This window comes from Catenulispora sp. GP43, assembly GCF_041260665.1.
Classification (GTDB): domain Bacteria; phylum Actinomycetota; class Actinomycetes; order Streptomycetales; family Catenulisporaceae; genus Catenulispora.
Window position 1 is genome coordinate 62,135 of the sequence record NZ_JBGCCT010000021.1, and the last position, 26,483, is coordinate 88,617.

General features: G+C 71.4%; 24 protein-coding genes. 7 read left to right on the forward strand and 17 right to left on the reverse strand.

Features of this window, described 5'->3' with window-relative positions; all coding sequences use genetic code 11:
- Positions 1–81 precede the first annotated feature (81 nt).
- From ABH926_RS34790 to ABH926_RS34810, 5 genes are all read right to left on the reverse strand, one after another.
- Positions 82–2,361 carry a xanthine dehydrogenase family protein molybdopterin-binding subunit gene (locus tag ABH926_RS34790; RefSeq protein ID WP_370370210.1) on the reverse strand — a complete coding sequence of 760 codons (2,280 nt, stop codon included), beginning with the start codon at positions 2,359–2,361 and terminating at the stop codon, positions 82–84.
- Positions 2,358–2,933, reverse strand: coding sequence for a (2Fe-2S)-binding protein (locus ABH926_RS34795; RefSeq protein ID WP_370370211.1), 576 nt, complete (start codon positions 2,931–2,933; stop codon positions 2,358–2,360). Before ABH926_RS34795 ends, ABH926_RS34790 begins: the two co-directional genes overlap by 4 nt.
- Positions 2,934–2,971: 38 nt before the next feature.
- On the reverse strand, positions 2,972–4,465 hold the full coding sequence (locus ABH926_RS34800) for a xanthine dehydrogenase family protein subunit M (RefSeq protein ID WP_370370212.1): 1,494 nt from the start codon (positions 4,463–4,465) through the stop codon (positions 2,972–2,974).
- 5 nt (positions 4,466–4,470) lie between these two features.
- Entirely contained in the window at positions 4,471–4,767 is a 297-nt protein-coding gene (locus ABH926_RS34805; protein WP_370370213.1) for a DUF3039 domain-containing protein, read from the reverse strand.
- 84 nt (positions 4,768–4,851) lie between these two features.
- Positions 4,852–6,456 carry an RICIN domain-containing protein gene (locus tag ABH926_RS34810; RefSeq protein ID WP_370370214.1) on the reverse strand — a complete coding sequence of 535 codons (1,605 nt, stop codon included), beginning with the start codon at positions 6,454–6,456 and terminating at the stop codon, positions 4,852–4,854.
- A 200-nt stretch (positions 6,457–6,656) separates the two neighbouring features.
- Between ABH926_RS34810 and ABH926_RS34815 the strand changes: the two genes are divergently transcribed.
- Positions 6,657–7,400: a hypothetical protein gene (locus ABH926_RS34815; protein WP_370370215.1), complete on the forward strand. Its 744-nt coding sequence runs from the start codon at positions 6,657–6,659 to the stop codon at positions 7,398–7,400.
- 70 nt (positions 7,401–7,470) lie between these two features.
- Here ABH926_RS34815 and ABH926_RS34820 read toward each other — a convergent pair whose 3' ends face one another.
- Entirely contained in the window at positions 7,471–8,088 is a 618-nt protein-coding gene (locus ABH926_RS34820) for a YqgE/AlgH family protein (RefSeq protein WP_370370216.1), read from the reverse strand.
- A 322-nt stretch (positions 8,089–8,410) separates the two neighbouring features.
- On the opposite strand from ABH926_RS34820, the gene murA reads away from it, so the two are divergent.
- A complete protein-coding gene (gene murA / locus ABH926_RS34825; RefSeq protein WP_370370217.1) occupies positions 8,411–9,763 on the forward strand; it encodes a UDP-N-acetylglucosamine 1-carboxyvinyltransferase in 1,353 nt (450 codons plus the stop codon).
- Positions 9,764–9,926: 163 nt separating this feature from the next.
- Here murA and ABH926_RS34830 read toward each other — a convergent pair whose 3' ends face one another.
- Together ABH926_RS34830 and ABH926_RS34835 are read right to left on the reverse strand one after the other, a co-directional pair.
- Positions 9,927–10,418, reverse strand: a complete 492-nt coding sequence (locus ABH926_RS34830; protein WP_370370218.1) for a nitroreductase/quinone reductase family protein — start codon at positions 10,416–10,418, stop codon at positions 9,927–9,929.
- Between the two features lie 45 nt (positions 10,419–10,463).
- Positions 10,464–11,867: an NAD-dependent malic enzyme gene (locus ABH926_RS34835; RefSeq protein ID WP_370370219.1), complete on the reverse strand. Its 1,404-nt coding sequence runs from the start codon at positions 11,865–11,867 to the stop codon at positions 10,464–10,466.
- Positions 11,868–12,250: 383 nt separating this feature from the next.
- Between ABH926_RS34835 and ABH926_RS34840 the strand changes: the two genes are divergently transcribed.
- Positions 12,251–12,454, forward strand: a complete 204-nt coding sequence (locus ABH926_RS34840) for a cold-shock protein (protein ID WP_194904993.1) — start codon at positions 12,251–12,253, stop codon at positions 12,452–12,454.
- 126 nt (positions 12,455–12,580) lie between these two features.
- Here the strand turns inward: ABH926_RS34840 and galE are convergent, their stop codons facing one another.
- The 8 genes from galE to ABH926_RS34880 form a co-directional block, all read right to left on the reverse strand.
- Positions 12,581–13,552 (reverse strand): UDP-glucose 4-epimerase GalE, encoded by a 972-nt coding sequence (gene galE, locus ABH926_RS34845; protein WP_370370220.1) that lies wholly within the window; start codon positions 13,550–13,552, stop codon positions 12,581–12,583.
- A gap of 70 nt (positions 13,553–13,622) precedes the next feature.
- Positions 13,623–14,306 (reverse strand): lactate utilization protein C, encoded by a 684-nt coding sequence (locus tag ABH926_RS34850; RefSeq protein WP_370370221.1) that lies wholly within the window; start codon positions 14,304–14,306, stop codon positions 13,623–13,625.
- Complete coding sequence (locus tag ABH926_RS34855; protein ID WP_370370222.1) at positions 14,303–15,760, reverse strand: lactate utilization protein B; 1,458 nt, start codon at positions 15,758–15,760, stop codon at positions 14,303–14,305. Before ABH926_RS34855 ends, ABH926_RS34850 begins: the two co-directional genes overlap by 4 nt.
- The gene (locus ABH926_RS34860; protein ID WP_370370223.1) at positions 15,757–16,440 is read right to left on the reverse strand and encodes a (Fe-S)-binding protein; all 684 of its coding nucleotides are present in this window, start codon (positions 16,438–16,440) and stop codon (positions 15,757–15,759) included. The genes ABH926_RS34855 and ABH926_RS34860 overlap by 4 nt, the downstream gene beginning before the upstream one ends.
- 1 nt (position 16,441) lies before the next feature.
- On the reverse strand, positions 16,442–17,371 hold the full coding sequence (locus tag ABH926_RS34865) for an aldo/keto reductase (protein WP_370370224.1): 930 nt from the start codon (positions 17,369–17,371) through the stop codon (positions 16,442–16,444).
- Between the two features lie 4 nt (positions 17,372–17,375).
- A complete protein-coding gene (locus tag ABH926_RS34870; protein WP_370370225.1) occupies positions 17,376–18,134 on the reverse strand; it encodes an SDR family NAD(P)-dependent oxidoreductase in 759 nt (252 codons plus the stop codon).
- Between the two features lie 10 nt (positions 18,135–18,144).
- Positions 18,145–19,458 (reverse strand): L-fuconate dehydratase, encoded by a 1,314-nt coding sequence (locus ABH926_RS34875; protein WP_370370226.1) that lies wholly within the window; start codon positions 19,456–19,458, stop codon positions 18,145–18,147.
- On the reverse strand, positions 19,455–20,315 hold the full coding sequence (locus ABH926_RS34880) for a fumarylacetoacetate hydrolase family protein (protein WP_370370227.1): 861 nt from the start codon (positions 20,313–20,315) through the stop codon (positions 19,455–19,457). Before ABH926_RS34880 ends, ABH926_RS34875 begins: the two co-directional genes overlap by 4 nt.
- A gap of 232 nt (positions 20,316–20,547) precedes the next feature.
- On the opposite strand from ABH926_RS34880, the gene ABH926_RS34885 reads away from it, so the two are divergent.
- Genes ABH926_RS34885 through ABH926_RS34895 form a run of 3 tightly spaced genes read left to right on the forward strand, consistent with a single transcriptional unit; the run spans position 20,548 to position 24,200 of the window.
- Complete coding sequence (locus ABH926_RS34885; protein WP_370370228.1) at positions 20,548–21,588, forward strand: sugar ABC transporter substrate-binding protein; 1,041 nt, start codon at positions 20,548–20,550, stop codon at positions 21,586–21,588.
- A gap of 7 nt (positions 21,589–21,595) precedes the next feature.
- Positions 21,596–23,170, forward strand: a complete 1,575-nt coding sequence (locus ABH926_RS34890; protein ID WP_370370229.1) for a sugar ABC transporter ATP-binding protein — start codon at positions 21,596–21,598, stop codon at positions 23,168–23,170.
- On the forward strand, positions 23,163–24,200 hold the full coding sequence (locus tag ABH926_RS34895; RefSeq protein WP_370370230.1) for an ABC transporter permease: 1,038 nt from the start codon (positions 23,163–23,165) through the stop codon (positions 24,198–24,200). Before ABH926_RS34890 ends, ABH926_RS34895 begins: the two co-directional genes overlap by 8 nt.
- A gap of 181 nt (positions 24,201–24,381) precedes the next feature.
- Here the strand turns inward: ABH926_RS34895 and ABH926_RS34900 are convergent, their stop codons facing one another.
- Positions 24,382–25,080 carry a FadR/GntR family transcriptional regulator gene (locus tag ABH926_RS34900; RefSeq protein ID WP_370370231.1) on the reverse strand — a complete coding sequence of 233 codons (699 nt, stop codon included), beginning with the start codon at positions 25,078–25,080 and terminating at the stop codon, positions 24,382–24,384.
- 105 nt (positions 25,081–25,185) lie between these two features.
- On the opposite strand from ABH926_RS34900, the gene ABH926_RS34905 reads away from it, so the two are divergent.
- Entirely contained in the window at positions 25,186–26,454 is a 1,269-nt protein-coding gene (locus ABH926_RS34905; RefSeq protein ID WP_370370232.1) for an alpha/beta hydrolase, read from the forward strand.
- Positions 26,455–26,483: the final 29 nt, after the last annotated feature.

The window sequence follows — 26,483 nt, forward strand, 5'->3', positions numbered from 1 at the left end:
CCTCCTCTTGTTCCACCCGCTTGTTGTGCCGTCTCACGTTTTCGAACGCGCGATCCGTAAGGACCGACCCCCGAGAGTACCTCAACTGAGAACCCACCACGCCCGATCGGGTCGCAACGGCAGTCGAAGCGGTGAACCCTCCCGCGGATCCCCGACGGCGTCCCGGATCGCGGCCAGCACCGCGGCCGGCGTCGCCATCACCGACAGGTCGCCGACCGGCTTCATGCCGGCCAGCGGCGGGGCGGCGACCGGCAGGCCGTCCGGGCCGATCTCCTCCTTGGCCTCCTCGGCGGTCTCCAGCAGCGCGGCGACCACGACCTCCGGCGCGTCCATCGCCGAGGGCTCACCCCAGCCGAACGGCAGATCCGCGCCTTCGGACAGGACGAAGCCGGCGCCGGCCACGACCCCGGAGGCGACGCGGTGCTCGGCCCGCTCCCGGACCGCGACCCGGCCCGCGTCCTGCGCGATGGCCACCTGGACCACGTTCACCAGCCCGAGTTCGGTGTCCACGTCCACCACCGCGCGCACCGCGCCGACCGCGACGCTGGCCGCGTCGGAGGTGCCGGTGAGGGTCGGCATGGTGAGCATGCGGAACTCGCCGTCGCCGCGGACCACGCGGCCGGCCGGCAGGCACTGCCGGTAGGCGTCGTCCAGCGGGAGGTGGAAGACGTCGTCGTGGGACACCAGGTATCCGTCGACGACCTTCAGCAGGCCGCCGTCGATCCCGATCTGCTCGGCCAGCGCCTGGAAGAGCTTCGCACGGACCTGCTTCGCCGCCGCCTCGACCGCGCTGCCGTGCACCCACGCCGGGTGCGTGACGGCCGAGGACGAGGGCAGCGAGCCGGGGTCCTCCGGCGCCCGGACGGCGACCCGCTCCGCCGGGATGCCCAAAGTGCGCTCGACCGAGACCCGGATCAGGTCGTGCAGGCCCGAACCGGTCTCCACGGCCGAGCAGGCCACGGTCGCGGCCGGGCCGTCCGGGGACATCGAGACCAGCACCACGGCGGTCGCGTACTCCCCCAGCTGCGTCGGGTTCGACAGGTCCGCCATGCCCAGGGCCACCCCGACCCCGCGCCGGATCCGGGTCAGCTCCCCGGTCCGGCCCACGGTCCCGGGGTACTCGCGGATGTCCGGTCCCGGCGGGAAGCTCGGCATCGGGGTGTCCAGCACCTCGTGCAGGCAGTCCGGGATCGGCACCGGCGCGGCCGCCGGCTTGCCCAGCGGGTCGCTCGCGTCCGGCACCAGGTCGCCGGGTCGCAGCAGGTTGCGAAGCCGGACCTCCAGCCCGCCCAGGCCCACCGCCGTGCCCGCGGCGTCCATCTGCGCCTCGTACGCGGCGCAGGTCAGGGCCCCGCCCCCGCCGCGCACCCGGCCGGCCGGCGGGTTGTTGGTGCGCACCACGCGGCCGGTGACCCGGACGTTCGGCACCCGGTAGGGCCCGACCGCCAGCCGGCAGGCCTCGTCCAGGATGTCGATCGTGGTGGAGGCGTACGCGCCGCCGTCGAGCAGGATGTCGGCCTCGACCGCGACCAGGGCGCCGTCGTCGGCGACCACGTGCCGGTAGCGCAGCTGCGCCGCCGGGCGTCCCGGGTGCGCCGGGGCGTCGCGCGGCACGACGGCCTTCACCGGCCGGCCGGTCGCCATCGCCAGCAGCGCGGCCTGCACCTGCAGGCCGACGTCCTCGCGGTGGGTGTCGGCGCCGCCGACCCGGGTCGGGATGACGTGCACCTTCTCCACCGGCAGGCCCAGGCACTGCGCGACCACCTCGCGGTCGCCGCGCGGGGACACGGTCGCGACGTAGATCTCGATCCCGCGCTCGCCGTTCGGCACCGCGATCACCACGGCCGGGGCCGCGGGGCGCGCGGCCACCGCGTCGAAGACGTATTCGCCCTCGATCACCTTGCGCCCGGCGGAGGCGGCGCTCGCCGGATCGGCCAGCGTCGCCGGCTCGGTGCCGAAGGCCAGGGTGGTGCTGTGCAGGACGTTGCCGTCCGGGTGGATCGGCGCGGCGGTCGCGGACTGGTCCGGGTCGTGCAGCGGCCGCAGCGGGTCCCAGACCACGCGCACCCGCTCGGCGGCGGCGCGCGCCAGCGCCGGATGCTCGGCGGCCACCACCACGACCGGCTCGCCGATGTAGCGGGCCACGTCGGCGGCCAGCACCGGCTGGTCGATGGAGCGCGGCCCGTGGAAGTTGTAGCCGGGCAGATCGGCGGCGGAGAGCACGGCGTGCACGCCGGGGATGGCGCGCGCCGCCCGCATGTCCAGGCCGCGGATCGCCGCGCTGGCGTGCGGGGAGCGGGTCGCGGCCATCCAGAGCATGCCCTCGGCCCGCAGGTCCGCCGGGAACTTCGGCTCGGTCACGCGGGTTCCCCCGCCTCGAAGACGAGCATGGCGATCTCGCCGGAGTCGCCGGGGCGCGGGCCCGAGGCGTCGGTGTCGGCGTCGGCGTCGTCGCCGGCGGCCCCCCTCGCCCGGGCGACGGCCTCGATCCAGCGGCCCGACTCGGCGCAGCGGCACAGGATGCCGGCCAGCGCCTCGCGGATCGCCGCCGGGCCGGGATCGGCGGTGCGGCGCAACAGATGGGTGATCGCGACGGTGAGCGCGGGGGCGCAGAACCCGCAGGGGCTGGCGCCGGCCGCCGCGACCGCCTCGCGGGCGGTCTCGAAGGCCGCGTCCTGGGGCGTGCGGACGTCCCGGTCGGCCGCGGCGACTGCGGGGACCAGGCAGGCGGCCGCGGGCCGGCCGTCCAGGGTCACCAGACAGGACCCGCATTCGCCGACCGCGCAGCCGTCGCGCGGCTCGTCGAGGTCCAGGCGCTCGCGCAGCACCGCCAGCAGCGAGTCCCCGATCCACACCTGCGGCACCGGGTATTCGTGCCCGTCGACGCGCAGCGTCAGGCCCACGGCCGGCCATTCCATCGCCGACTCGGTCACCTAATGCTCACCGGTCCGTCCCCCTTGCCCGACACGCTCTACTGGTTTTCCTGGTTCCGCGCCTGCTCGGCCCGCTCGACACGCTGCTTGGCGCGCTGGAAGTCCGCACGCTTCTGCAGCTCGCGGACCTGGTCCAGCCAGCCCAGCGGCGGCAGCGCGCGCAGCAGGGCCCGGCGGGCGCAGATCTCCACGGCCTTCCGACGATACGGGTCGCCTCCCCCGCCCAGCGTGCCGCCCCCGTCGCCGTAGACGAGGGAGTCGGCGACCAGGCGGCCGAAGGTCTCATAGACGGTCGGGTCGGCGATCGCGCCGGCGTCCCAGTCCACCTGCTCGGCCAGCCAGCGGTCGGCGTGGTCGGCGCGCAGCAGGGTCGGCAGCCCGCCGCGGCCGGTCCCGGAGGGCAGCCCGGCCAGCGCCATCGCGCCGACCACGCAGGTCGCGCTGCGCCGCGCCGGGTCCACGGCCAGCATGATCGACAGGATCGCCCGCGAGATGCCGCCGCGGACCCCGATCTTCATGAAGCCCTGCATGCCCTGCACGACCGGCACCCGCGCGCCGACGACCAGCTCGCCGGGGGCGAGCTGCGGCACGCCGTCGCGGTCGTAGAAGTCGGAGACGGTCACGGTCCGCACGCCGTCGGCGGAGGCCACCAGCACGGACGCCCCGAGCGCGGCGAGCACCACCGGCAGGTCGGCCGAGGCCGGTCCGACCACCAGGTTCCCGCCGAGCGTGGCGGCGGCCCGGATGTGCGGGGCCCCGACGGTGCGCACGGCCTGGTTCAGCGCCGGCACCTGCTCGCGCAGCTCGCGCTGCTGCATCTCGGCCAGCGTCAGCCCGGCGTGCAGCAGCACCTCGCCCGCCCCGGTCGACCAGCCGCGCAGCTCGGCGCAGCGGTGCAGGGTCAGCACCGTGCCGGGGTGGCGGCGGCCGGCGGTGATCTCCGGCATGGCCACGGTGCCGCCGGCGATGATCACGGCGTCGGGGTGCGCGGCCAGGACCTGGACGGCTTCGACGACGCTTTGCGGGCCGAACAGGGAGCGCGGGGCGGTCACGGCGGAGCCGGCCAGGCCGCTGCCGACCGGGGGCGGCGTGGCCGAGGCCGGGGCTGGGGCCTGCGCCGACGCCTGGGCCGACGCCTCGGCCGACGCCGGGTGGCCGGCGGCCGCATCGGCGCGCTCGAACGCGCCGCGCGCCTGCTGCCGGCTGGCTTGTCCCTCGGCCGCGCCGCGGGCCCGGGAGCCGATCGCCTGCCCCCGCCCCTGGTTCCCGACCGGCGCCGAACGCGCCTGATCGCCGGCTATCGCGCCCGCGCCGCCGTCGTCGCCTTCATCTGCCTCATCGACCTCGAAAGTGCCCAGCTCGAACCCGGGCCGCTCGCCCTCGCCCCCAAAGACAAACGCACCCACCAGCGCACCCTCCGGGCTCCCGGCGGTCCGCGCCGGCAGCGCGTGGCCGCCGGCCGGCACCGCACCGCCGGCACCGCCCCCGAATCCCCCGTCGCCGGACGGCCCGAAACCGTCCGGCCCCATCATCCCGGTCAGCTCGTCCCGCCGTCCCCAGCGTCGCCGTCACCGCCGCCGGGCTCCAGGCCCTCGAAGATCTCCTTGCATTCCGGGCACACGGGGAACCGGCTCGGGTCCCGCGAAGGCACCCACACCTTCCCGCACAGCGCGGTCAGCGGCGTACCGAACACGGACGCCTCCATGATCTTGTCGCGCTCGGCGTAGTGCGCGAAGCGCTCCTCGTCACCCGGGTCGTAGCGGTAATCGGACTCGACGCGTTCCTCGACGATCGTCGAGCCGGCCGTGTCCGGTTCGAAAGTCGGCGTGCTCATGCTCTCGAGTCTATGCCGCGCCGCACCCCCGCGAGCGGCGGAGCGGAACGACGCGGCACTGGATCGTTACCTGCTGGTCACGGGCTAGCCGTGCAGGTAGACGATCCCCAGCTCGTTGAGCTGCCACAGCTGGTTCGCCGCGCCCGAGTACGGCTGCAGCTCGATCACCGGGTTCCCGGACCCGTCGGTCGAGCCGCCGATGGTGGCGACCAGGTTCTGGTTCTGCGCCGAGGCCACCGCGTAGTAGCCGCCGCCCTCGGGCTTGAAGAACCAGTGCTGGTTGGCGCCGCCGTTGCAACCCCACTGCTCCAGCTTCACCCCGGCCGCCGCGGTCCCGCCGGTGGCGTCCAGGCACATGTTCCGGTTGCCGCTGAAGTCGACCTCGTAGGAGCCGTCGGACTTGATCTCGGTGACGAAGGACTGGTTCAGCCCGCCGGTGGCCGCGTAGGTGATCAGCGGCCGGCCGTTGGTGGAGTCCCCGTCGGTGCCGCCGCCGGAGAAGTCCCAGACGTTGTGGTCGGCCTTGCTGGTCAGCTGGAACCAGCCGCCGTCGTCGACCTGGTCCATCCAGGGCTGGCCGGGGGTCAGCGGTTTGATCGTCGTCCCGTCCTGCTGGTCCAGGGTGCAGTACGACTCAGCGTTCGCCGTCCCGTAGAAGTCGCCCAGACACGCGCCCTCGCCCTCGTAGCCGGCCACCCGCAGGTGGTAGGACTGCCGGATCTCGTCCATGCAGATCAGCCCGCCGAACAGGACCTTCTGGTCGCAGCCGTTGCGGGTCATCTCCGAGGTGTCGATGACGTCGCCGTTGGTGTACTCGTACGGCGAGGTGGTGAACTCCGCGCAGACCTCGTGGCCGTAGCTGACCCGCCGCTCGTCCAGGTAGCGCACGCCGGGCACCTGCTCGGCGGCGTGCCGCAGCGCGTCGGAGAACAGCGGCACCACCAGGTTGTGGCCCCAGGCCAGGTCCTCGGTGAAGGCCGGGCAGCCGTTGGAGACCTTGGCGGCGTAGTTGTCGACGCCCGAACGCAGGTCCGGGGTGATCGGCGTGAAGTAGGACTGGAAGACGAGCTGGTAGTCGGAGTCCGCGTAGCCGGCGTTGCGCATGGTCTGCCGGACGTCCTGGATGGCCGCGATCACCTTCGGCTGCACGGCCGCGGCGCGCCGCTGGATCTCGGCGGTGCCGATGGTGTCCCGGCACCCCTGCGACTGCGGGATCGGGAAGTACTGGTCCAGGCAGGCCTCCATGATCCCGGTGAAGTCGAAGTCGTCGTTCGCGCCGATGGTCAGGACGACCATCTTGACGTTGTCCGCCTTCGCGATGGTGGTCAGCTGGGTGTCCTGCTTCGGCTCGCCGTAGTCGCCGCCGCCACTGCCGGTGACCGCGGAGTACTGCGGGAGCGAGACGATGTCGCCGGTCTGCGCACCGGAGCAGGCGACGTCGAACGGGGTGAGGCCGGACAGCCCGGTGTCGAAGATCTCGGACTTGGTGCTGCGGTGGCAGTAGTCGCTGGGGCCGTCGGTACCGGCGACGTAGTTGTCGCCGGTGTCGGTCCCGGCGCCTTCGCCGGAGATCGCGCTGTCGCCCATCGCGACGATGGCCGCGGGCCCGGCGTGGGTGGTGGCCTGAGCGGTCCCGCTCCAGGCGGACACCAGGGCTCCGGTCAGCACGGTGGCCGCGAACAGGGCCATGAGGGGTCTGCGCCGTGTTCTGTTCACTAGTGCTCCCAGCAGGTGAGGGGGTGCTACGGAGGTGGAACATGACGATTCCTCAAATATGACTTACCTGCCGGTAGCTAACAAGGGGCTTCTTCGGGCGTCCGCGCGGCGACGCCGATTGCGGGGCGTCAAACGGTCACAATGGTGCGAACCGTTATGAATGGACTGATGCTGTGACCGAGAACCCGAACACCCAGCCGGATCCGAACGCCGGCCAGCCGCCGGGCGGTCCGGTCGGCCAGCCCACGACACCGGAGCCGGCCGCGCAGGCCGAGCAGCCCGCCGCCGCGGAGCGCGCCGAGCCCGGCGAGCCCAGTGCGCCCGGCGAGCGCGGCGAGCGCGGCGAGCGCGGCGAGGCCGGCGCGGAAACCCCGGCGACACAGAGCCCGGCGACCGGCGCCTTCGCCGAGGAGACCTGGGTCGGACCCACCGAGGGCGAGCCCGCGTTCGGCGAGCCGATCGACCCGAACGCGCCGAAGACCAGCGTCGCGGCGACCTTCCTGCCCGGCATCGACGCCGGCTCGCTGCTGGCGCTGATCGTGGCCGCCCTCGGCGCCGGCTCGTTCCTGCTGGTCAACCCGCTGGTCCAGGCGCACGACGCGGCCCGCACCTGGTCGGACTTCAAGAACAACGTCCCGCGCACCAAGCAGGACCCGTTCGGCCTGCAGCGCGACTGGGTGTCCTACCAGTCCTGGGCGATGATCATCCTGGGCCTGGTCGCGGTGGTGCTGGCGCTGGTGGTCCTGGCCCTGTGGACGGCGCGCCGGAACAAGCTGCGGTCGCGCTCGTTCGCGCAGGCGGCGCTGGTGCTGGGGCTGGCGGTCCTGCTCTACGGCATCCTGCTCAAGACCGGCGCGGTCGGTTCGGAGATCCCGAGCCTGAAGGACATCTCCGCCGGGCTCAGCGCCACGCAGTAGCGCGGATCGCGACAGGCCCGGCGCGACCCCGCCGGGCCTGTCCGCCCGCGCCGTCCGCGGCCTATATCAACTAATTGAGATCAGGGTCCTCGGTCCAGTTCGCCACCATCGCCATGGTCCCGCCCTGCCGGCGCAGCACGCGCCGCCACAGCTCCTCCGGCTCGGTGGTGAACACGTCGGCCAGCTCCGGCTCCACCACGTACCACGCCCGCTGCGCCAGCTCGCCGGCCAGCTGCCCGGGCCCCCAGCCGGCGTACCCGGCGAAGATCCGCAGCGCCGTCAGGTCCGGGGCCAGCACCTCCGGCGGGGCGTCCAGGTCCACCAGGCCCAGGCGGCCGGAGAACTGGCGCCAGCCCAGCGGCTCCTCGCCGGGCACCGCCGCCTCCGGGCGCACACAGGCGATGCCCAGCGCCGAGTCCAGCGCGACCGGGCCGCCCAGGAACACCGTCGGCGGCTCGGCCGCCAGCGGCGCCCAGGTCTCCAGCACGTCCTCGACGTCCAGGCTCCCGGGCCGGTTGAGGACCACGCCCAGGGTGCCGTCGTCGTCGTGGTCGACGACCAGCACCACCGTGCGGTCGAAGTTGGGGTCGACCAGGACCGTGGTGGCCACCAGCAGCTTGCCGGTCAGCCGTTCCAGCGGCGCTCTGCCGCCGTCCTGCTCCCCCGCGTCGCGCCCTGCGTCCGTCATGGCACACATGATCCCGCACCCGGACCCCCGCTGGCGCCTTTTGCCCCAAGGCCCGCGCGTCCGCCACCGGTCGGCGACCCTCAGCGTTCGAACCGGCACACCCCGTTGACCCGGCACGGGTTTCGGGCACGGACCACGCGCGCACCAACTGCGATCTTCGTCAGCTTCGACCGCATGCGCCCAGTGTTCGAGTACCCTTGACCCGCCCCCACCCGTCTCCCGACCACCGCCCCACACGGAGACGCAGAGCGCCGCTGATCGATTCGTCCCGCCCTGCGTTGCCCCACCAGAGCGGACCGCACGCACACACCAGTGGAGAACCATGGCCCAGAGCACCGCCTCCGACGTCCTGACAGTGCACGGCGGCGCCGCCCTGTCCGGTGAGGTCCGGGTCCGCGGCGCCAAAAACCTGGTCCCCAAAGCGATGGTGGCCGCGCTGCTCGGACACGGCACGTCGGTGCTGCACAACGTGCCGAACATCTCCGACGTCCGGATCGTCACCGGACTGCTGGAGGCGCACGGCGTCTCGGTCACCCGCGGCGACGACCCGGACACGCTGATCCTGGACCCGGCCTCGGTCGAGGCCGCCAGCGACACGGCGGTCGAGGCGCACGCCGGGACCAGCCGCATCCCGGTCCTGTTCTGCGGTCCGCTGCTGCACCGGCTGGGCCGCGCCTTCATCCCGGACCTGGGCGGCTGCAAGATCGGCGACCGGCCGATCGACTTCCACCTGGACGCGCTGCGCTCCTTCGGCGCGGTGGTCGAGAAGCGCCCCGAGGGCCTGCTGATCTCGGCCCCCGAACGGCTGCGCGGCACCCACATCCGGCTGCCCTACCCCAGCGTCGGCGCCACCGAGCAGGTCCTGCTGACCGCGGTGCTGGCCGAGGGCGTCACAGAGCTCTCCAACGCCGCGACCGAGCCGGAGATCGTGGACCTGATCGCGGTGCTGCAGAAGATGGGCGCCATAATCTCCGTCCACAACGACCGCGTGGTCCGCATCATCGGCGTGGACCGCCTCGACGGCTTCACCCACCGCGCGATCCCGGACCGCCTGGAGACCGCCTCGTGGGCCTGCGCGGCCCTGGCCACCGGCGGCGACATCCGCGTCATCGGCGCGACCCAGGGCGAGATGATGACCTTCCTGAACGTCTTCCGCCGCATAGGGGGAGACTTCGAGGTCGACGACGCCCCCGGCACCCCCTCGATCCGCTTCTGGCACTCCGGCGGCCAGATGCGCGCCCTGGCCCTGGAGACGGACGTGCACCCGGGCCTGTCCACCGACTGGCAGCAGCCGCTGGTGGTGGCGCTGACCCAGGCCCACGGCCTGTCGATCATCCACGAGACGGTCTACGAGCAGCGCCTGGGCTTCACGGAGGCGCTGAACCGCATGGGCGCACAGATCCAGCTCTACCGCGAGTGCCTCGGCGGCAGCGCCTGCCGCTTCGGCCAGCGCAACTTCATGCACTCGGCGGTCATCTCCGGCCCCACCAAGCTGCACGGCGCCGAGCTGACCATCCCCGACCTGCGCGCGGGCTTCAGCTACCTGATCGCCGCGCTCGCGGCGCAGGGCACCTCGACCGTGCACGGCATCAGCCTGATCCACCGCGGCTACGAGGACTTCGAGGCGAAGCTCTCGGCGCTGGGCGCGGATGTGGAGATGGGGATCCCGGGCTGAGGCCCGGCCGGCGGGACTCGGCACTCGGCGCGCGGCTCTCGGCACTCGGCGCGCAGCACTCGGAGGCCGCCTCGGCACTGCCGGCCGAGGCGGGCACCGCACTGGACCAGCTAGCAGCTAGCGAAGCGAGTGCCAGTGCCAGTGCCAGTGCGGCGAGCGCACCTCACCCGACCTGCGGCGTCAACAGAATCGCCCGAGCCCCCAGCCGCACGGCCTCCCGCACCGCGGCCGGGTCCGGATTGCCCTGGACGTCGAAGCCGATGTTGTGGAACTTCGCGAAAGCGTGGTTGTCCCGGCACATCAGCGTGTACAACGCGGCGACCCGGTCCGCGTCCTGGACCACCTCGACGTCCGCCGAGCGCAGCCGTCCCTTGTACCTGACCTGGATCGGGTCGCCGGTGCGCAGGTTGCGGCTCCAGGCGAACTGCGTGCCGATGAGGACTTTCCCGTCGTGCGCCATGTAGGCGATCGGGATGGCGTACCTCTTGCCGCTCTTGCGGCCGAAGACGTACAGCAGGATCAGCCTCTTGCCGATCCCCTTGGCCACCCCGGGCGTGTTCAGGGCCGCGCGCGTAAAGGCGTTCACCAGGCCCTGCATCGGCAGCGTCTTAGCGCGCCCGGGCGGGCGTCCTGCGGTTTCCGTCCCAGTACCCATGGTGCGGACGCTACTCCGGCATCCGCACCACGACCACGTTTCGCGCTACTGCGCCGGTTCGCCCTTCACGGCCGCGACCACGGCCTCGGCCACGGTCTTGGCCAGGTCCTTGTGGAACACGCTCGGCACGATGTAGCTCGGGTTCAGGTCGACGTCGTTCACCGTCGAGGCGATCGCGCGCGCCGCGGCCACCAGGACCTCGGGCGTGACGTTGTTCGACTGCGCGTCGATCAGGCCGCGGAAGACGCCGGGGAAGGCCAGCACGTTGTTGATCTGGTTCGGGTAGTCGCTGCGGCCGGTGGCCACCACCGCGGCGTGCGCCAGGGCGTCGTCCGGGTCCACCTCGGGCTCGGGGTTGGCCAGGGCGAAGACGATCGCGCCGGGGGCCATGGTGGCGATGTCGTCGCCGGTCAGGATGCGCGGGGCGGACACGCCGATGAAGACGTCGGCGCCGGCCAGCGCCTCCTTCAGGGTGCCGGTGAGGTTGCCGGGGTTGGTGTGCTCGGCGACCCAGCGCAGGTCGCCGTCGCCGTGGGTGTCGTCGCGGCCGGCGTGCACCACGCCGTGGTAGTCGGCGACGGTGATGTCCGTGGCCCCGGCGGCGATCAGCAGCTTCAGGATCGCGGTGCCCGCCGCGCCCGCGCCGGAGCCGACGATGCGCACGTCCTGGAGCTTCTTGCCGACCACCTTCAGCGCGTTGGTCAGCGCCGCCAGCACCACGATCGCGGTGCCGTGCTGGTCGTCGTGGAAGACCGGGATGTCCAGCTCCTGGCGCAGCCGGCGCTCGATCTCGAAGCACCGCGGCGCGCTGATGTCCTCCAGGTTGATCCCGGCGAAGCCCGGCGCGATCGCCTTGACGACCTTGATGATCTCCTCGGTGTCCTGGGTGTCCAGGCACAGCGGCCAGGCGTCGACCCCGGCGAACTGCTTGAACAGCGCCGCCTTGCCCTCCATCACCGGCAGCGCCGCGATCGGCCCGATGTTGCCCAGGCCCAGCACCGCCGAGCCGTCGGTGACCACGGCCACCGTGTTGCGCTTGATGGTCAGGCGCCGGGCGTCCCCGGGGTTCTCGGCCAGCGCCAGCGACACCCGCGCGACGCCCGGGGTGTAGGCCATGGACAGCTCGTCGCGGTTGCGCAGCGCGACCTTGGAGCTCATCTCGATCTTGCCGCCGAGGTGCATCAGGAAGGTCCGGTCGGAGACCTTGCCGACCTCGACCCCCTCGATCTTGCTCAGCTCCTCGGTGATCGCCCGGGAGTGCTCCTCGCTGCTGGCCGCGATGGTGACGTCGACGCGCAGCCGGTCCCGGCCCGAACCGGAGACGTCCAGACCGGTCACCACACCGCCGGCGTCCTCCACCGCCCTGGTGATCCCGCTCACCGCGTTGCCGTAGGAGGGAGCCTCCAGACGGACGGTGATCGAATAGGACACACTGGGCGACGCGGACACGGGCGGTTCTCCTTTGGACAGCCAGCTTTCTTGATGTCAAGGGTAGACGCATCCGCCCTGCGCCCGAGGCATAGATCGGGTTGTCCGCCGCGCGCATTATGAACAAAACAGCGGCGCGTAGCGTCTCCTCGACGTGCGGTGGTGGGAGACGGGTGGGCGAGCAAAGCCCGATCCGTGACGTCCTTTGCGTGATCGGTTCGTGGCTGCATCGTGATCTGATGCGTGATCCACACCCTCGCCGGGGCCGGAATGATCGCGTACACTCGCAGCCAAGGTCATAGGTTCGCGGTGTTAAAGGCCCAGCGGAGCACATTCCGCCGGGCTTTTCTCGTCTCAAGCCGCCAAGGCCGACAATGGTTCTTCAAGCAGGAAATGAGAGCAGGATGGCTCAGGGGACAGTCAAGTGGTTCAACAGCGAGAAGGGCTACGGCTTCATCTCGCAGGATGAGGGCGGCCCGGACGTGTTCGTGCACTTCTCCGCCATCCAGTCGAGCGGCTACCGCTCGCTGGAGGAGAACCAGCGCGTCGAGTTCGAGGTCACTCAGGGCCCGAAGGGCGCCCAGGCGGAGAACGTCCGCCCGGTCTGAGCGATCCGCTCGGAAATAACCGAGCCGCATTCGGTGGGAACCCCTTCCGAATGCGGCTTTTTCGTTGTCGTGGAAAAACATCCGGGAAATCAGCCCCGGAAATCCCCCAAGGGCCGATATAGGCGACTAACGCCGATAGAAGGCCCACGCGTCGGCGACCGTCTCGGCCAGCTCGGTCCGCTCCGGACGCCAGCCCAGCACGGTCTTGGCCCGCTCCGCGGAGGCCACCAGCCGCGCCGGGTCGCCCGCGCGCCGCGGCTTCTCCGCCGCCGGCACCTCGGCCCCGGTGGCCTTGCGCACCGCCTCCAGCACCTCGTAGACCGAGAACCCGGTCCCGGTGCCCAGGTTGCAGATCAGGTGCTCGCCCTTCTTCGCCGCGGTCAGCGCCAGCAGGTGCGCCTCGGCCAGGTCCCGGACGTGGATGTAGTCGCGGATCGCGGTCCCGTCCGGCGTCGGGTAGTCGGTGCCGAACACCGAGGCCTCCGGCGCGTTCCCGGCCGCGACGTCCAGCAGCCGCGGGATCAGGTGGGTCTCCACCTCGTGCCGCTCGCCCTGCGCGCCGTACGCGCCCGCGACGTTGAAGTACCGCAGGGACACCGCCGCGATGCCGTAGGCCGGGGCGGCGAAGGTCAGCATCTGGTCGGCGGCCAGCTTGGAGGCCCCGTAGGGGTTCGTCGGCACCGTCGGCATGTCCTCGGTGATCGGCGTGGCCTCCGGCTCGCCGTAGCAGGCGGCCGTCGAGGAGAAGACGATCGTCCCGATGCCGTGGTCGCGCATCGCCTCCAGCAGGTTCGCGGTGGTGGTGATGTTGTGCCGGAAGTACCGGACCGGCTCGGCCACCGACTCCCCGACCAGCGAACGCGCCGCGAAGTGCAGGATCGCGTCGATCGGGCCCTGCTCGGTGACCGCCCGCAGCACGTCCCCGAGCTGCCGCTGGTCCAGCACGTCCGCGTGCCGGAACGCCGCGCCGGCCGGCACCGCGTCCCGGTGCCCGGTGGACAGGTCGTCGACCACCGTCACGTCGTGGCCGGCTTCGACGAGCACCGCGGAGGTGACCGACCCGACGTACCCCGCACCCCCAATGACCAGCAAACGCATGTTTCCTCAGACCTCCGCTAGGACGGGTTGGACGGTCCCAGCCTAGCCGATCTCCCAGAAATAAACAGACTCACCCAGAAATCAACACAACCACCAGGGTCCGCGGCCCGTGCACGCCCTCCACCCGGTCCAGCTCGATGTCGGAGGTCGCCGACGGCCCGGAGATGAACGTGGTCGGCCGGCCCGGCACCAGCGCCCGCACCGCGACCGGCACGTCGGCGGCCACCTGCGAGCTCCGCACGACGCACACGTGCAGGTCGGGCACGAGCGAGAGCGCACGCCGCCCCTGCCCAGCGTCGGCATCGAGCACGATGGTCCCGGTCAGCGCGATCCCCTGCGCGGCCAGCGTGATCACGCCGTCGGACGCGTCCAGCTCCGCGGGGGTCAGCGGCGGGTCGTCGGAGAGCCGCGAGCCTTCGTACCGAGCTAACAACGCGTCCGGAAAGCCCGGCGGGACAACGAGATTCGCGACTCCGTGCCCGGCGAGGACGCGCGCGATCTCGGCCGGCGCGTCCTGTTCGCCGACCCGGACCACCGTCGCCCGGTAGTCCTCGACCCGTTCCACGAACAGGTCGACGATGTCGCCGACCGCATGGCTGTCGACGTAGTCGCGGGTGACTTCGACGTCCTCGGGACGCTCGTCGTTCGGGACGTCTCGCAACGCGGAACGGATGCGCGCCAGGATGCGGTTCGCGGACGGCTCCCCGTAAAGGCCTTCTTCGCGCACCGGCTCAGCCGGCTTGGCCTCGCTCATCGCCGTCCCGCCTTCCGCCACCACGCCCGGAACGACTCCCGCGCCGGAACCGGCACGTCCCGCGCTCCCGTCCACTTCTTCGCGGGCCCCGGCAGCCACCGTCCGCCGCCGATGCCCGCGACCCGGCCGCCGATCGCCCCCAGCCGTTCGGCCCAGGCCAGCCGGCGCGGCGAGCCGAACACCATCCGCGCGCCCTTCATCGCCAGCGCTTCGGGCTTCGGCAATCCGCCCCGGTGCGCGTCCACGACCTTCGCCCGCAGGTGCACCAGCATCTCGGGGATGTCGATCCGGACCGGGCAGGCGTCGTAGCAGGCCCCGCACAAGGTCGAGGCGAACGGCAGCGAATCGGCGTGATCCGACGTCCCGATCCCGACCAGCTGCGGCGTCAGCACCGCCCCGATCGGCCCCGGGTACACCGATCCGTACGACCGGCCGCCGGTCCGCTCGTAGACCGGGCACACGTTCAAGCACGCCGAGCAGCGGATGCAGTGCAGCGCCGACCGTCCCGCGGTGTCGGCCAGCGTCTTCGTCCGGCCGTTGTCGAGCAGGATCAGGTGGAACTCCTGCGGTCCGTCGCCCGGCGTGACCCCGGTCCACAGCGACGTATAAGGGTTCATCCGTTCTGCCGTCGAGGACCTCGGCAGCAGTTGCAGGAACACTTCCAAATCGCTGAAGGACGGCAGGACCTTCTCGATCCCCATCACCGTGATCAGCGTCTCCGGCAGCGTCAGGCACATCCGGCCGTTGCCCTCGGACTCCACGACCCCGACGGTCCCGGTGTCCGCACAGGCGAAGTTCGCCCCGGAGATCGCGACCTTCGCCCGCAGGAACTTCTCCCGCAGGTGCACGCGCGCCGCCTCGGCCAGCGCGCGCGGCTCGTCGGTGAGGTCGTCCGGCGCCGGGACGCCGTGCTTGCCCATCTCGCGCCGGAAGATGTCGCGGATCTCGGAGCGGTTGCGGTGGATCGCCGGGACCAGGATGTGCGAGGGCCGGTCGTGGTTCAGCTGCACGATCAGCTCGGCGAGATCGGTCTCGGTGGCCTCGATCCCGTCGTCGTCGAGCTCCTCGTTGAGCCCGATCTCCTGGGTGGCCATCGACTTGATCTTCACGACCTCGGTCGCGCCCATGGCCCGCACCAGATCGCTGACGATCTGCTTGGCCTCACGCGCGTCCTCGGCCCAGTGCACAACGCCGCCGGCCGCGGTGACCGACGCCTCCAGCTGGAGCAGATAAGTGTCCAGGTGCCGCATCACGCGGTCCTTGATCTGCGAACCGGCCAGCCGCAGCGTCTCCCAGTCATCGAGCTCTGCGACAGCCCGCAACCGCTTGTCGCGGATCGTGGTCGTCGCGTGCTTCAGGTTGCGGCGCAGCTGGTCGTCCTGGAGCGCGTCGTGCGCCGCCTTGGGGAACGTCGGCGAACCGAGCCAGACGACGTTGACCTCGTCCCGGCTCATCGCGTCGCCGCCAGGATCTCGGCCAGATGCAGGGTCCTGACTCCGGACTTGATCCGGCTCAGCCCGCCGCCGATGTGCATCAGGCAGGAGTTGTCGGAGGCACACAGCGTCGGCGCGCCGGTCTTGCGCACGTTGTCCATCTTGTCCTGCAACATCGCCACCGAGGTCTCAGAGTTCTTCATCGCGAACGTCCCGCCGAAGCCGCAGCACGACTCGGCCTCCGGCAGCTCCACCAGCTCGATGCCCTCGACCGCGCGCAGCAACCGCAGCGGCTTGTCGCCGACCCGCAGCAAGCGCAGGCTGTGGCACGTCGGGTGGTAGGTGACACGGTGCGGGTAGTACGCGCCGACGTCGGTCACGTCCAGGACGTCCACCAGGAACTCGGAGAACTCGTACACGTTCGGCGCGGTCTCGGTCTTGTGGTGGTGCCGGACGTGGCCGCCGCAGGAGCCGGACGGCGTGACGATCGCGTCGTAGCCGCGGAAGGCGTCGTTGAACGCCCCGACCAGCGAATCCGCCTCACGCCGATAGCCGGTGTTGTAGTGCATCTGGCCGCAGCAGGTCTGCGCCATCGGGAACTCGACGGTGTGCCCGAGCCGCTCCAGCACGGCGGTGACGGCCTTGCCGGTGTCGGGGAAGAGCACGTCGTTGTAGCAGGCGATGAACAGGGCGATGCGCATCTCAGATCTCTGCCCACAGAGCGTCGGGAATCGGCAGCCGCGCCATCTCGACGCAGTCGAACACCTCGGCCGGCGAGCGCGAGCCGATCAGCACCGATCTCACCGCCGGATGACGGTGCGGGAACTGGAGCGCGGCGGCACGCAACGGGACACCGTGCCGCTCGCAGACCCCCTTGAGACGCAAGGCCTCGTTCAGGATCTCGGGCGGGACAGCCAGGTAGTCGTACGTCGAGCTCGGCTGGGGATCGACCAGGAGCCCGGAGTTGAACACGCCCCCGATCACGATGCCGACAGCGCGAGCAGCGGCTTCGTCGAGCAGCTCGGCACCGGACCGGTCGAGCAGCGTGTAGCGGCCGGCGAGCAGCACGACGTCCACGTCGGTCTCCCGCACGAACCGCAGCGGCACCGCGGTCTGGTTCATCCCGACGCCGATCGCGCCGACCACACCCTCGTCCCGCAGCTTCGCCAACGCGGGGAACGCCTCGCCGATCGCCTGATCCGCGTGGAGATCCGGGTCGTGGATCAGGACCGCATCGACGCGGTCCAGTCCGAGGCGCTCAAGGCTGGCCTCGATCGAGCGGCGCACGCCGTCCCCGGAGAAGTCCCACACCCGCCGGAACGCCGCCGGCACCGCGAACCCGTCGGGATCGTCGCCCACCGGATCGGCGACCGGTTCCAGGATCCGCCCGACCTTGGTCGACAAGACGAACTCGTCCCGCGGCCGCTCCCGCAACGCCGCTCCGAGCCGCCGCTCCGACAATCCGAGACCGTAGTGCGGCGCGGTGTCGAACACCCGGATACCCGCGTCCCATGCGGCATCGACAGTCGCCCGCGCGTCCTCGTCCGCGACCGCGGCGAACAGGTTGCCGATGGCCGCGGCGCCGAAGGCCAGGTCGGTGAGCTGGACACCGCGGCCGATGGTGGTTGCCATGGCCTCACTGTCCCACGGGACGGAGGCGCAACCCAGCCATTCCGCCGTCCACGGCGAGTGCGGTCCCGGTCACCGAGGCCGCCGTCGGCGAGGCCAGGTAGGCGATCGCCGCCGCGACCTCGTCCGCCGACACCAGGCGGCCCATCGGCTGCCGGGCCTCCAGGGCCGCGCGCTCGGCGGCCGGGTCTTCCGCGGCGTCCAGCAGGCGGCCGACCCACGGGGTGTCGGCGGTGCCGGGGTTCACGCAGTTCACCCGGATGCCCTCGCGGACGTGGTCCGCGGCCATCGCCAGGGTCAGCGAGAGGACGGCGCCCTTCGTCGCCGAATAGAGCGCGCGCTGCGGCAGGCCCGCGGTCGCGGCGATCGAGCAGGTGTTCACGATCGCGGCGTGCCGCGACGCGCGCAGGGCCGGCAGCGCGGCGCGGGTCACCCGCACCATGCCGACCACGTTCACGTCGTAGACCTTCATCCACTGCTCGTCGGGGTTGTCCTCGACCGTGCCCGCGGCGCCGATGCCGGCGTTGTTCACCAGTACGTCCAGACCGCCGAGCGCCTCCAGCGCGGCCGCGACGGCCGAGCGCACCGAGGCGTCGTCGGAGACGTCGGCCCGGAAGCCGTGCAGCCCCGCCGAGACGGCCGCCGCCGGGTCCAGGTCCAGCACCGCCACCGCCGCCCCGCGGTTGGCCAACAGCCGCGCGGTGGCCGCGCCGATGCCCGAGCCGCCGCCGGTGACGACCGCCTTCAGCCCTTCGAAGTCCCGCATGTCCCGCACCTCACACCTCTCCTCGGTCCGCGCGCCAGAACGATCCGTCAGGGAACGAATACGCCTCCAGGGTCGCCGGGAACATCTCCGCGGAGAAGCCCGGCGCCGTCGGGGCCTGATACGCCCCGCCGGTGACCACGGTCGGCGTCAGGAAGTGCTCGTGCAGGTGGTCGACGTACTCCACGACCCGGTCCTGCCTGGTGCCGGACAGCGCCACGAAGTCGAACATCGACAGGTGCTGCACCAGCTCGCACAGGCCGACCCCGCCGGCGTGCGGGCAGACCGGCACCCCGAACTTGGCCGCCAGCAACAGGATCGCCAGGTTCTCGTTGACCCCGCCGACCCGCGCCGCGTCCAGCTGGACGAAGTCGATCGCCCCGGCCTGCAGCAGCTGCTTGAACACGATCCGGTTCTGCACGTGCTCGCCGGTCGCCACCTTCACCGGCGCCACCGCGGCCCGGATCGCGGCGTGTCCGAGGACGTCGTCCGGCGAGGTCGGCTCCTCGACCCAGTACACGTCGAACTCGGCCAGCGCCTTGACCCACTCGATCGCCTCGCCGACGCTCCAGCGCTGGTTGGCGTCGATCGCCATCCGGATGTCCGGGCCCACCGCGGCCCGCGCGGCCCGGCAGCGCCGCACGTCGTCGGCCAGATCCGCGCCGACCTTCAGCTTGATCTGGCCGAAGCCGGCCGCGACCGCCTCGTGCGCCAGCCGGGTCAGCTTCTCGTCGGAGTAGCCGAGCCAGCCCGGCGAGGTCGTGTAGGCGGGATAGCCTTCGGCGCGCAGCAGCGCCTCCCGCTCGGCCGCCCCGTTCTTGCCGCGCCTGAGCAGGTCCAGCGCTTCCTCGGCGGTCAGAGCGTCGGTGAGGTAGCGGAAGTCGACCTGCGAGACCAGCCGCTCGGGGTCCGCGTCGGCCAGCAGCTTCCACAGCGGCACGCCGGCGCGCTTGGCCGCCAGGTCCCAGATCGCGTTGACGACCGCGCCTATCGCCATGTGCATGACGCCCTTCTCGGGCCCCAGCCACCGCAGCTGGCTGTCGCCGATCAGGGCCCGGTTGACGATGCCCGGGTCCGCGCAGACCTCGTCCACGTCCAGCCCGACGACGTGCTCGCGCAGCGCCTGGATCGCCGCCACCTGCACGTCGTTGCCGCGTCCGATGGTGAAGGTGAAGCCGTGGCCGCTCAGGCCGTCCTCGGCGTCCGTGCGCAGGATCAGGTACGCCGCGGAGTAATCAGGGTCCGGATTCATCGCGTCGGAGCCGTCGAGCTCGCGCGAGGTCGGGAAGCGCACGTCGAAGGTCTCGACACCGATGATCCGGCTCATGCCTGGACCAGATTCGAGCGCTGCGATCCCAGGCCGTCGATCTCCAGCTCGACCACGTCGCCGGCCCGCAGGTAGGGATGGTCGGCCATGCCGAGCGCCACGCCGGCCGGCGTCCCGGTGTTGATGACGTCCCCCGGCTCCAGCACCATGTGCTGGGACAGGTAGTGGATCACCTCGGCCACCCCGAAGATCATGTTCTCGGTGTCGCCGTTCTGCCGCTGCTCGCCGTTGACCGTCAGGCGCAGGCCCAGCTTCTGGAAGTCGCCGGCCTCGTCGGCGGTCACCAGATACGGCCCCAGCGGGTTGAACGTCTCGCACGACTTGCCCAGGTCCCACTGCCCCGAGCGCTCCAGCTGGAACTCGCGCTCGGAGACGTCGTTGCTGACCGCGAAGCCGCCGACGACGCCGAGCGCCGCCTCGTACGAGTCCAGGTAGCGGGCCCGCGCACCGATCACGACGGCCAGCTCCACCTCCCAGTCGGTCTTCACCGAGCCGCGCGGGATGAGGATGTCGTCGTTCGGGCCGACGACCGTATAAGGGTCCTTCATGAAGACCACCGGCCGCGGCGGGATCGCGGCGCCGGTCTCCTCGGCGTGGTCGCGGTAGTTCAGCCCGATGCACACCACCTTGCCCGGGCGCGCGACGGCCGCGCCGACGCGCAGTCCCGCCACCTCGGCGGCCGGGATCTCGGGCAGCGTGCCGGCCTCGGCCGCGGCGCGGACCGCGTCCGCACCCCGCTCCAGCCAGAACGCGCGGTCCAGGTCGCCGATGACACCGGTCAGGTCGAAGTGGCGGCCGTCGGCGGCGAGCAGCACGGGGCGCTCGCGGCCGGGCTCGCCCAAGCGGAGGAGTCTCACGCTCCGGGACTCTAGGCAAACATCGGATCTATCGTCAAGGGAATCAAGATCCTTCTCGTTCCCCGGACCGGGTTCGGCCTGCCAATTCCCCGAGTTGATCTAGTAAAACGACGTAACGATTGCGTTCCACAGTCTTTACAGGCCCTGATCCGGCGGCTATACATCGGATGACTGAACGGCACGTGATACAGACCACACCCCTCCCCCGCACACCCTCACCAGCGAGGACGACATGAGGCTGCACCGTACGTCGAGAACAGTTCTGGCCCTCACGGCCGTCGCGGCGCTCGGCCTGAGCGCCACCGCCTGCGGGCGCGGCGGCTCCAAGTCGGCCTCCGGCGGCAAGAAGATAGGCATCGACTTCCCCAGGTCGGACTCCGACTTCTGGAACAGCTACGCCAAGTACGTGAACGCGGACGTCAAATCGGGCTCCGTCAACGCCCTCCCCGCCACGAACTCCAACAACCAGACCGATGTCCTGGTCTCCAACGTCTCCACGCTCACCGGCCAGGGCGCCAAGGTCATCCTGATGGCCCCGCAGGACACCGGCGCGATCGCCAGCACCCTGGAGGACCTGGCGAGCAAGCACATCCCGGTGGTCAGCGTCGACACCCGCCCGGACAAGGGGCAGGTGTACATGGTCGTGCGCGCCGACAACAAGGCCTACGGCACCAAGGCCTGCCAGTTCCTGGGCGACAAGCTCAAGGGCACCGGCACCGTCGTGGAGTTCGAGGGCGACCTCACCTCGATCAACGGCCGCGACCGCTCCCAGGCCTTCGGCGACTGCATGAAGCAGAACTACCCCAACATCAAGGTCGAGGCCGAGCCGACGAACTGGGTCGGCGACACCGCCGCCGCCAAGCTCCAGGACGCCCTGAACGCCGGCACCGTCAACGGCATCTACATGCAGGCCGGCGGCGTGTTCCTGGCCCCGACCCTGTCGCTGCTGAAGCAGAAGAACCTGCTGGTGCCGCCGACCGACCCCAAGCACATCTTCATCATCTCCAACGACGGCATCCCGGCCGAGTTCCAGGCCATCAAGGCCGGACAGATCGATGCCACGATCTCCCAGCCGGCGGACCTCTACGCCAAGTACGGGCTCTTCTACGCCCAGGCCGCCGCCGAGGGCAAGACCTTCTCCCCCGGCCCGACCGACCACGGCTCCACCATCATCCAGCTGCCGAACGGCCTGGAGGACCAGCTGCCGGCACCGCTGGTGACCGCCGCCAACGTCGACGATCCCTCCTTGTGGGGCAACCAGGTTGGCAAGTGATCAAGCAATGACGACGCACGACCTGAGGGCGGCCGGGAGCACCGGCCGCCCCGTCGCCACGGCGATCGCCGTGTCCAAGAGCTTCGGCGCCACCCGCGCGCTGATCGACGTCGACATCGCCGTGGCCCCGGGCGAGGCGCACGCGCTCGTCGGGCGCAACGGCGCCGGCAAGTCCACGCTGGTGTCGCTGCTGACCGGGCTGGCCCGGCCGGACGGCGGGCGGATCCTGTTCGACGGCGAGGCCGCGCCGCAGCTGTCCGACCGCGCGGCCTGGCAGGCGCGGGTTGCCTGTGTGTATCAGAAGTCGACCATCATCCCGACGCTGTCGGTGGCCGAGAACCTGTTCCTGAACCGGCAGTCCGACGGGCTGCGCCGGATCAGCTGGAAGGCGCTGCGCGGCCGGGCGGCCGATCTGCTGGCCGAGTACGAGATCGACGTGGACCCGGCCGCGGCCGCCTCGACGCTGGCCGTGGACCAGCGGCAGGTGCTGGAGATCGCCCGCGCGCTGTCGTTCGGGGCGAAGTTCATCATCCTGGACGAGCCCACCGCGCAACTGGACGGCGCGAAGATCGCAGGGCTCTTCGACCGGCTGCGGCGGCTGCAGGAATCAGGCGTCGCGTTCCTGTTCATCTCACACCATCTGTCCGAGGTGTACGAGGTCTGCCAGACCGTCACGGTCTACCGCGACGCCCGGCACATCCTCACCGCGCCGGTCGCCGGCCTGGACAAGGACCAGCTGATCGAGGCGATGACCGGCGAGGACCGCTCGGAGCGGGCCCGGTTCGAGGTCGCCGCCTACTCCCCGCCGGCCGAGACGTCGACGCCGGCCCTGAGTATCAGGGATCTGACTCTCGCCGGCGTCTACGAGGACTTCTCGGTCACCGTCGGCGCGGGCGAGATCGTCGGCCTGGCCGGCGCGGGCGGGTCCGGCGTGGTGGCGCTCGGCGAGACCGTCGCCGGGCTGCACCGGCCGAGCGCCGGGACCGTGACGGTCGCCGGGCGGCAGGTGCGGACCGGCAGCGTGCCGGACGCGCTGCGAGCCGGGCTCGGCTTCGTCCCGGAGGACCGGCACGCGCAGGGCGTGGTCCCGATGCGGCCGATCGCGGAGAACATCACCCTCACCGCCACCGACCGCCTGGGCCGTCACGGCTTCTTCACCGGCGACTCGCTGCGCCGCGCCGGCACCGCGCTGATGGAGCGGCTGGACGTCAAGGCCGAGGGACCGGACCAGCCGGTCGGCGCGCTGTCCGGCGGCAACCAGCAGAAGGTGGTGATGGGCCGCGCGCTGGCCCACTCGCCGAAGGCGCTGGTGCTGATCCGGCCGACCGCCGGGGTGGACGTGAAGTCCAAGGAGTCGCTGCTGGGCACCGTGCGCCAGGCGGCCGACGAGGGCTGCGGCGCGCTGCTGGTCTCCGACGAGCTGGACGACCTGCGGATCGCGCACCGCGTGCTGGTCATGTTCAAGGGCGCGGTGGTCGCGGAGTTCCCGGCCGGCTGGACCGACGCCGACCTCGTCGCGGCCGTCGAGGGCCTGGGTGGGATCGATCAGAGGATGGGGAAGGAAGGTTCCGGCCATGAGTGAGGCCACGACGATGCCCGACGCGGCCGAGACCGTCCCGGCCGGCCGCGCGGCCCGCTTCAGCCGCCCGAGCACCCGCTGGCTGCGCGAGTTCTCGCTGCTGCCGGCGATGGCACTGCTGATCCTGATCGGCTTCATCGAGTCCCCGGACTTCCTGACCGGCGACAACTTCCTGGCGATGCTCCAGCAGTCGACCGAGCTCAGCGTCCTGGTCCTGGCCGAGGCGCTGATCCTGATCAGCGGCCGCATGGACCTGTCGCTGGAGTCGACGGTGACCCTGGCCCCGGTGATCGCGCTGTGGCTGGTGCTGCCGACGTCCGGGAACCGCTTCAACGGCCTGGGCCTGGGCGCGGCGTGGCTGGCGATCCCGGCGTGCCTGCTGGTCGGGGCCGCGGTCGGGGCGGTGAACGGCTTCCTGATCCTGAAGATGAACCTGAACGGCTTCGTCGTCACCCTCGGGATGCTGACCATGCTGCACGGCCTGGTGATCGTGATCGACGGCGGCCAGACCATCTTCACGCTGCCCGGCTCCTTCGCCTACCTCGGCCACACCGAATGGGGCGGCCTGCCGGCCTCGGTCTGGGTCTGCGGCGTCTTGTTCGCCGTCGGCATCGCCGCCCTGGGCTGGTACCGCCACGGCCGCGCCCTGTACGCGATCGGCGGCAACCCGGCCGCCGCCAAGGCCGCGGGCATCCGCGTGGAGCGCACGGTGTGGATCGTCCTGATCATCGGCTCAATGCTCGCCGCCTTCGCCGGCATGCTCTACACCGGCCGGCTGGGCTCCGCCTCGGCCAGCGCGGGCACCGGCAAGATCTTCGAGGTGTTCGCCGCCACCGTGATCGGCGGCGTGAGCATGAACGGCGGCCGCGGCTCGCTGTTCGGGGCGCTCACCGGCGTGCTGACGCTGAAGCTGATCGAGAACGTGCTGACGTTCGGGCACGTGTCGGCGCAGGACATCGAGTTCTTCAACGGCGTGGTGATCCTGGTGGCGCTGATCGTCTCGCGCTACACCTCGGGCGCCGCGCAGGACTAGGCGAGGCGGTCGGGTTCTGGTTCTGGTTCTGGTTGCTGTGCTGCTTCCGGTTCCGCCAGGACCAGGATCCGGCCGCTTTCCGCGGTGACCGGCGTGACCGGCGTGCCCGCGGGGTGGGAAGCGCAGGCGCTGCCGACACCACTCTGCCGACCTGCGGCGCCCGCCGGCGGAACCGCCCACGTCAGCCCCCTTGCGTCGACCGCTTCTCGCTCAACGTGTTCCGCAGCCACTGCTCGATGCTGACGATGTGGATCGTCGCCCACGCCCGCGCGCCCTCGGAGTCCCGCTCGGCCAGCGCGTCCAGGATCGCGGTGTGCTCCATGAGCGTCCGGGTCAGCGCCCCCTCCTGCGTCAGCCCGCGCCAGACCCGCGCCCGCGTGGTCGGCCCCGACAGGCTGTCCAGCAGCGACCCCAGCACCACGTTGCGCGAGCACGCCGCGATCCGGCTGTGGAACTCCAGGTCGTTGCGCACCAGGTCCTCCACCGTCGGGGCGTTGCCGATCAGCGCCAGATGCGCACGCAGGTCGGCCACCTCCTCGTCGGTGATCCGCTGCGCGGCCATGGCGGTGGCGGCCGGCTCCAGGATCCGGCGGACCTCCAGGAACTCCAGGACGGTGTCGTCCCGGTGGAAGTCCACCACGAAGCTCATCGCCTCCAGCAGCCGCGCCGGCTCCAGGCTGGTGACGTAGGTACCGTCGCCCTGGCGGACGTCCAGCACGTGGATCAGCGACAGCGCCCGGACCGCCTCCCGCAGCGAACTGCGGGAAAGCCCCAGCTCAGCGGCAAGGTCGGCCTCCTTGGGCAGGCGATCGCCGGGCCGCAGCCGGCCCTTGATGATCATCTCTTTGATCTTCTCGATCGCCTCGTCGGTCACCGCCATGCGGTCATTGTGCCAGCGCCGGAGCCGGACGGCGTGGTGGCCCGAACACATGAGCGCCAGCGCCCCTTACCGCGAACTGACACACCCCCCGCCAAGATCGGCACCGTGGACGTGTCGTTGCTGGACGGCTGGCTGCCCTGGGCCCTGCGGGTGCTCACCGTGGCGCTGGTCGTCGTCACGATCGGACGCAGGCGGCTGAGGGACCGGGTGTTCCTCCTCATGCTCCTGCCGATCGTGTTCGGGGGAGCTGTTCTGTTCGGCGTGCTGTGCGCGGTGCTGGTGCGAACGGCGCTGGGGGTCTCCGATCCCCTGCCGTTCGGGCTCTGGTTGTGGCTCGCGGTGTTCGCGCTGGCGGTCGGGCTGGCGGTGGTGTGCTGGCGCGGGTCGCGGTGGTGGCAGCGGACGGCCGCGCCGTTGGCGATGCTGCTGGCGCTGCTCACCGCCGGCGATGCGCTGGACATCAGTCTCGGCTACTACCCGACGCTGGCGGACATGTACGGCGAGCTGACCAACCAGGCGCTGCCGCAGCAGGTCAGCCTGGCGCAGCTGGGCAGCATCCACGGCAACACCAGGACCGGCCGGATCGTCGAGGTGGACATCCCGGACACCGCCAGCGGCTTCCAGCACCGCAGCGAGTACGTCTACCTCCCGCCGGCCTGGTTCCGCTCCACGCACCGCCCCAAGCTGCCGGTGGTGGAGATGATCGGCGGGGAGTTCGCCGAGCCGGACAACTGGATCCGCGCCGGCAACGCCATCAAGACCGCCGACGCCTACGCCGCCGCGCACCATGGCTTCGCGCCCGTGATGGTGTTCGTCGACGCCTCCGGCGGCTTCAAGGTGGACACCGAGTGCGTGAACGGCCCCGCCGGCCACGCCATGGACCACCTGGTGAAGGACATCCCGCCCTACGTCGAGAAGACCTTCGGCACCTCGGCCCTCCCGGCGAAGTGGGCCGTCGCCGGCTGGTCCATGGGCGGCACCTGCGCCATCACCCTGGCCCTGACCCATCCCACGGTCTTCGGCCACTTCCTCGACATCAGCGGCGACCTGGGCCCGAACAAGGGCGGCAAGAACTCCACCATCGCCACCCTGTACGGCGGCGACGCGGCCGAGTACGCCGCCGACGACCCGCTCACCATCCTGAACAAGCGCAAGAAGTGGCCCAAGAGCTTCTCCGGCATGTTCGCGGTCGGCAACCAGGAGACGGCGCAGCCCAAGCACGCCCAGCAACTGTCCGCGGCCCTGAAGAAGGACCACGTCCCGAACCAGATCTGGACCGGGTCCGGGAAGCACTCGTGGACGTTCGCCCAGGCGGCTTTCGTGCAGGAGCTGCCGTGGCTGGCCAAGGCGATCCAGGTGCCGGGAGCGAAGTAGCAGTAGCAGGACGCGTGTACCGGGTCTAT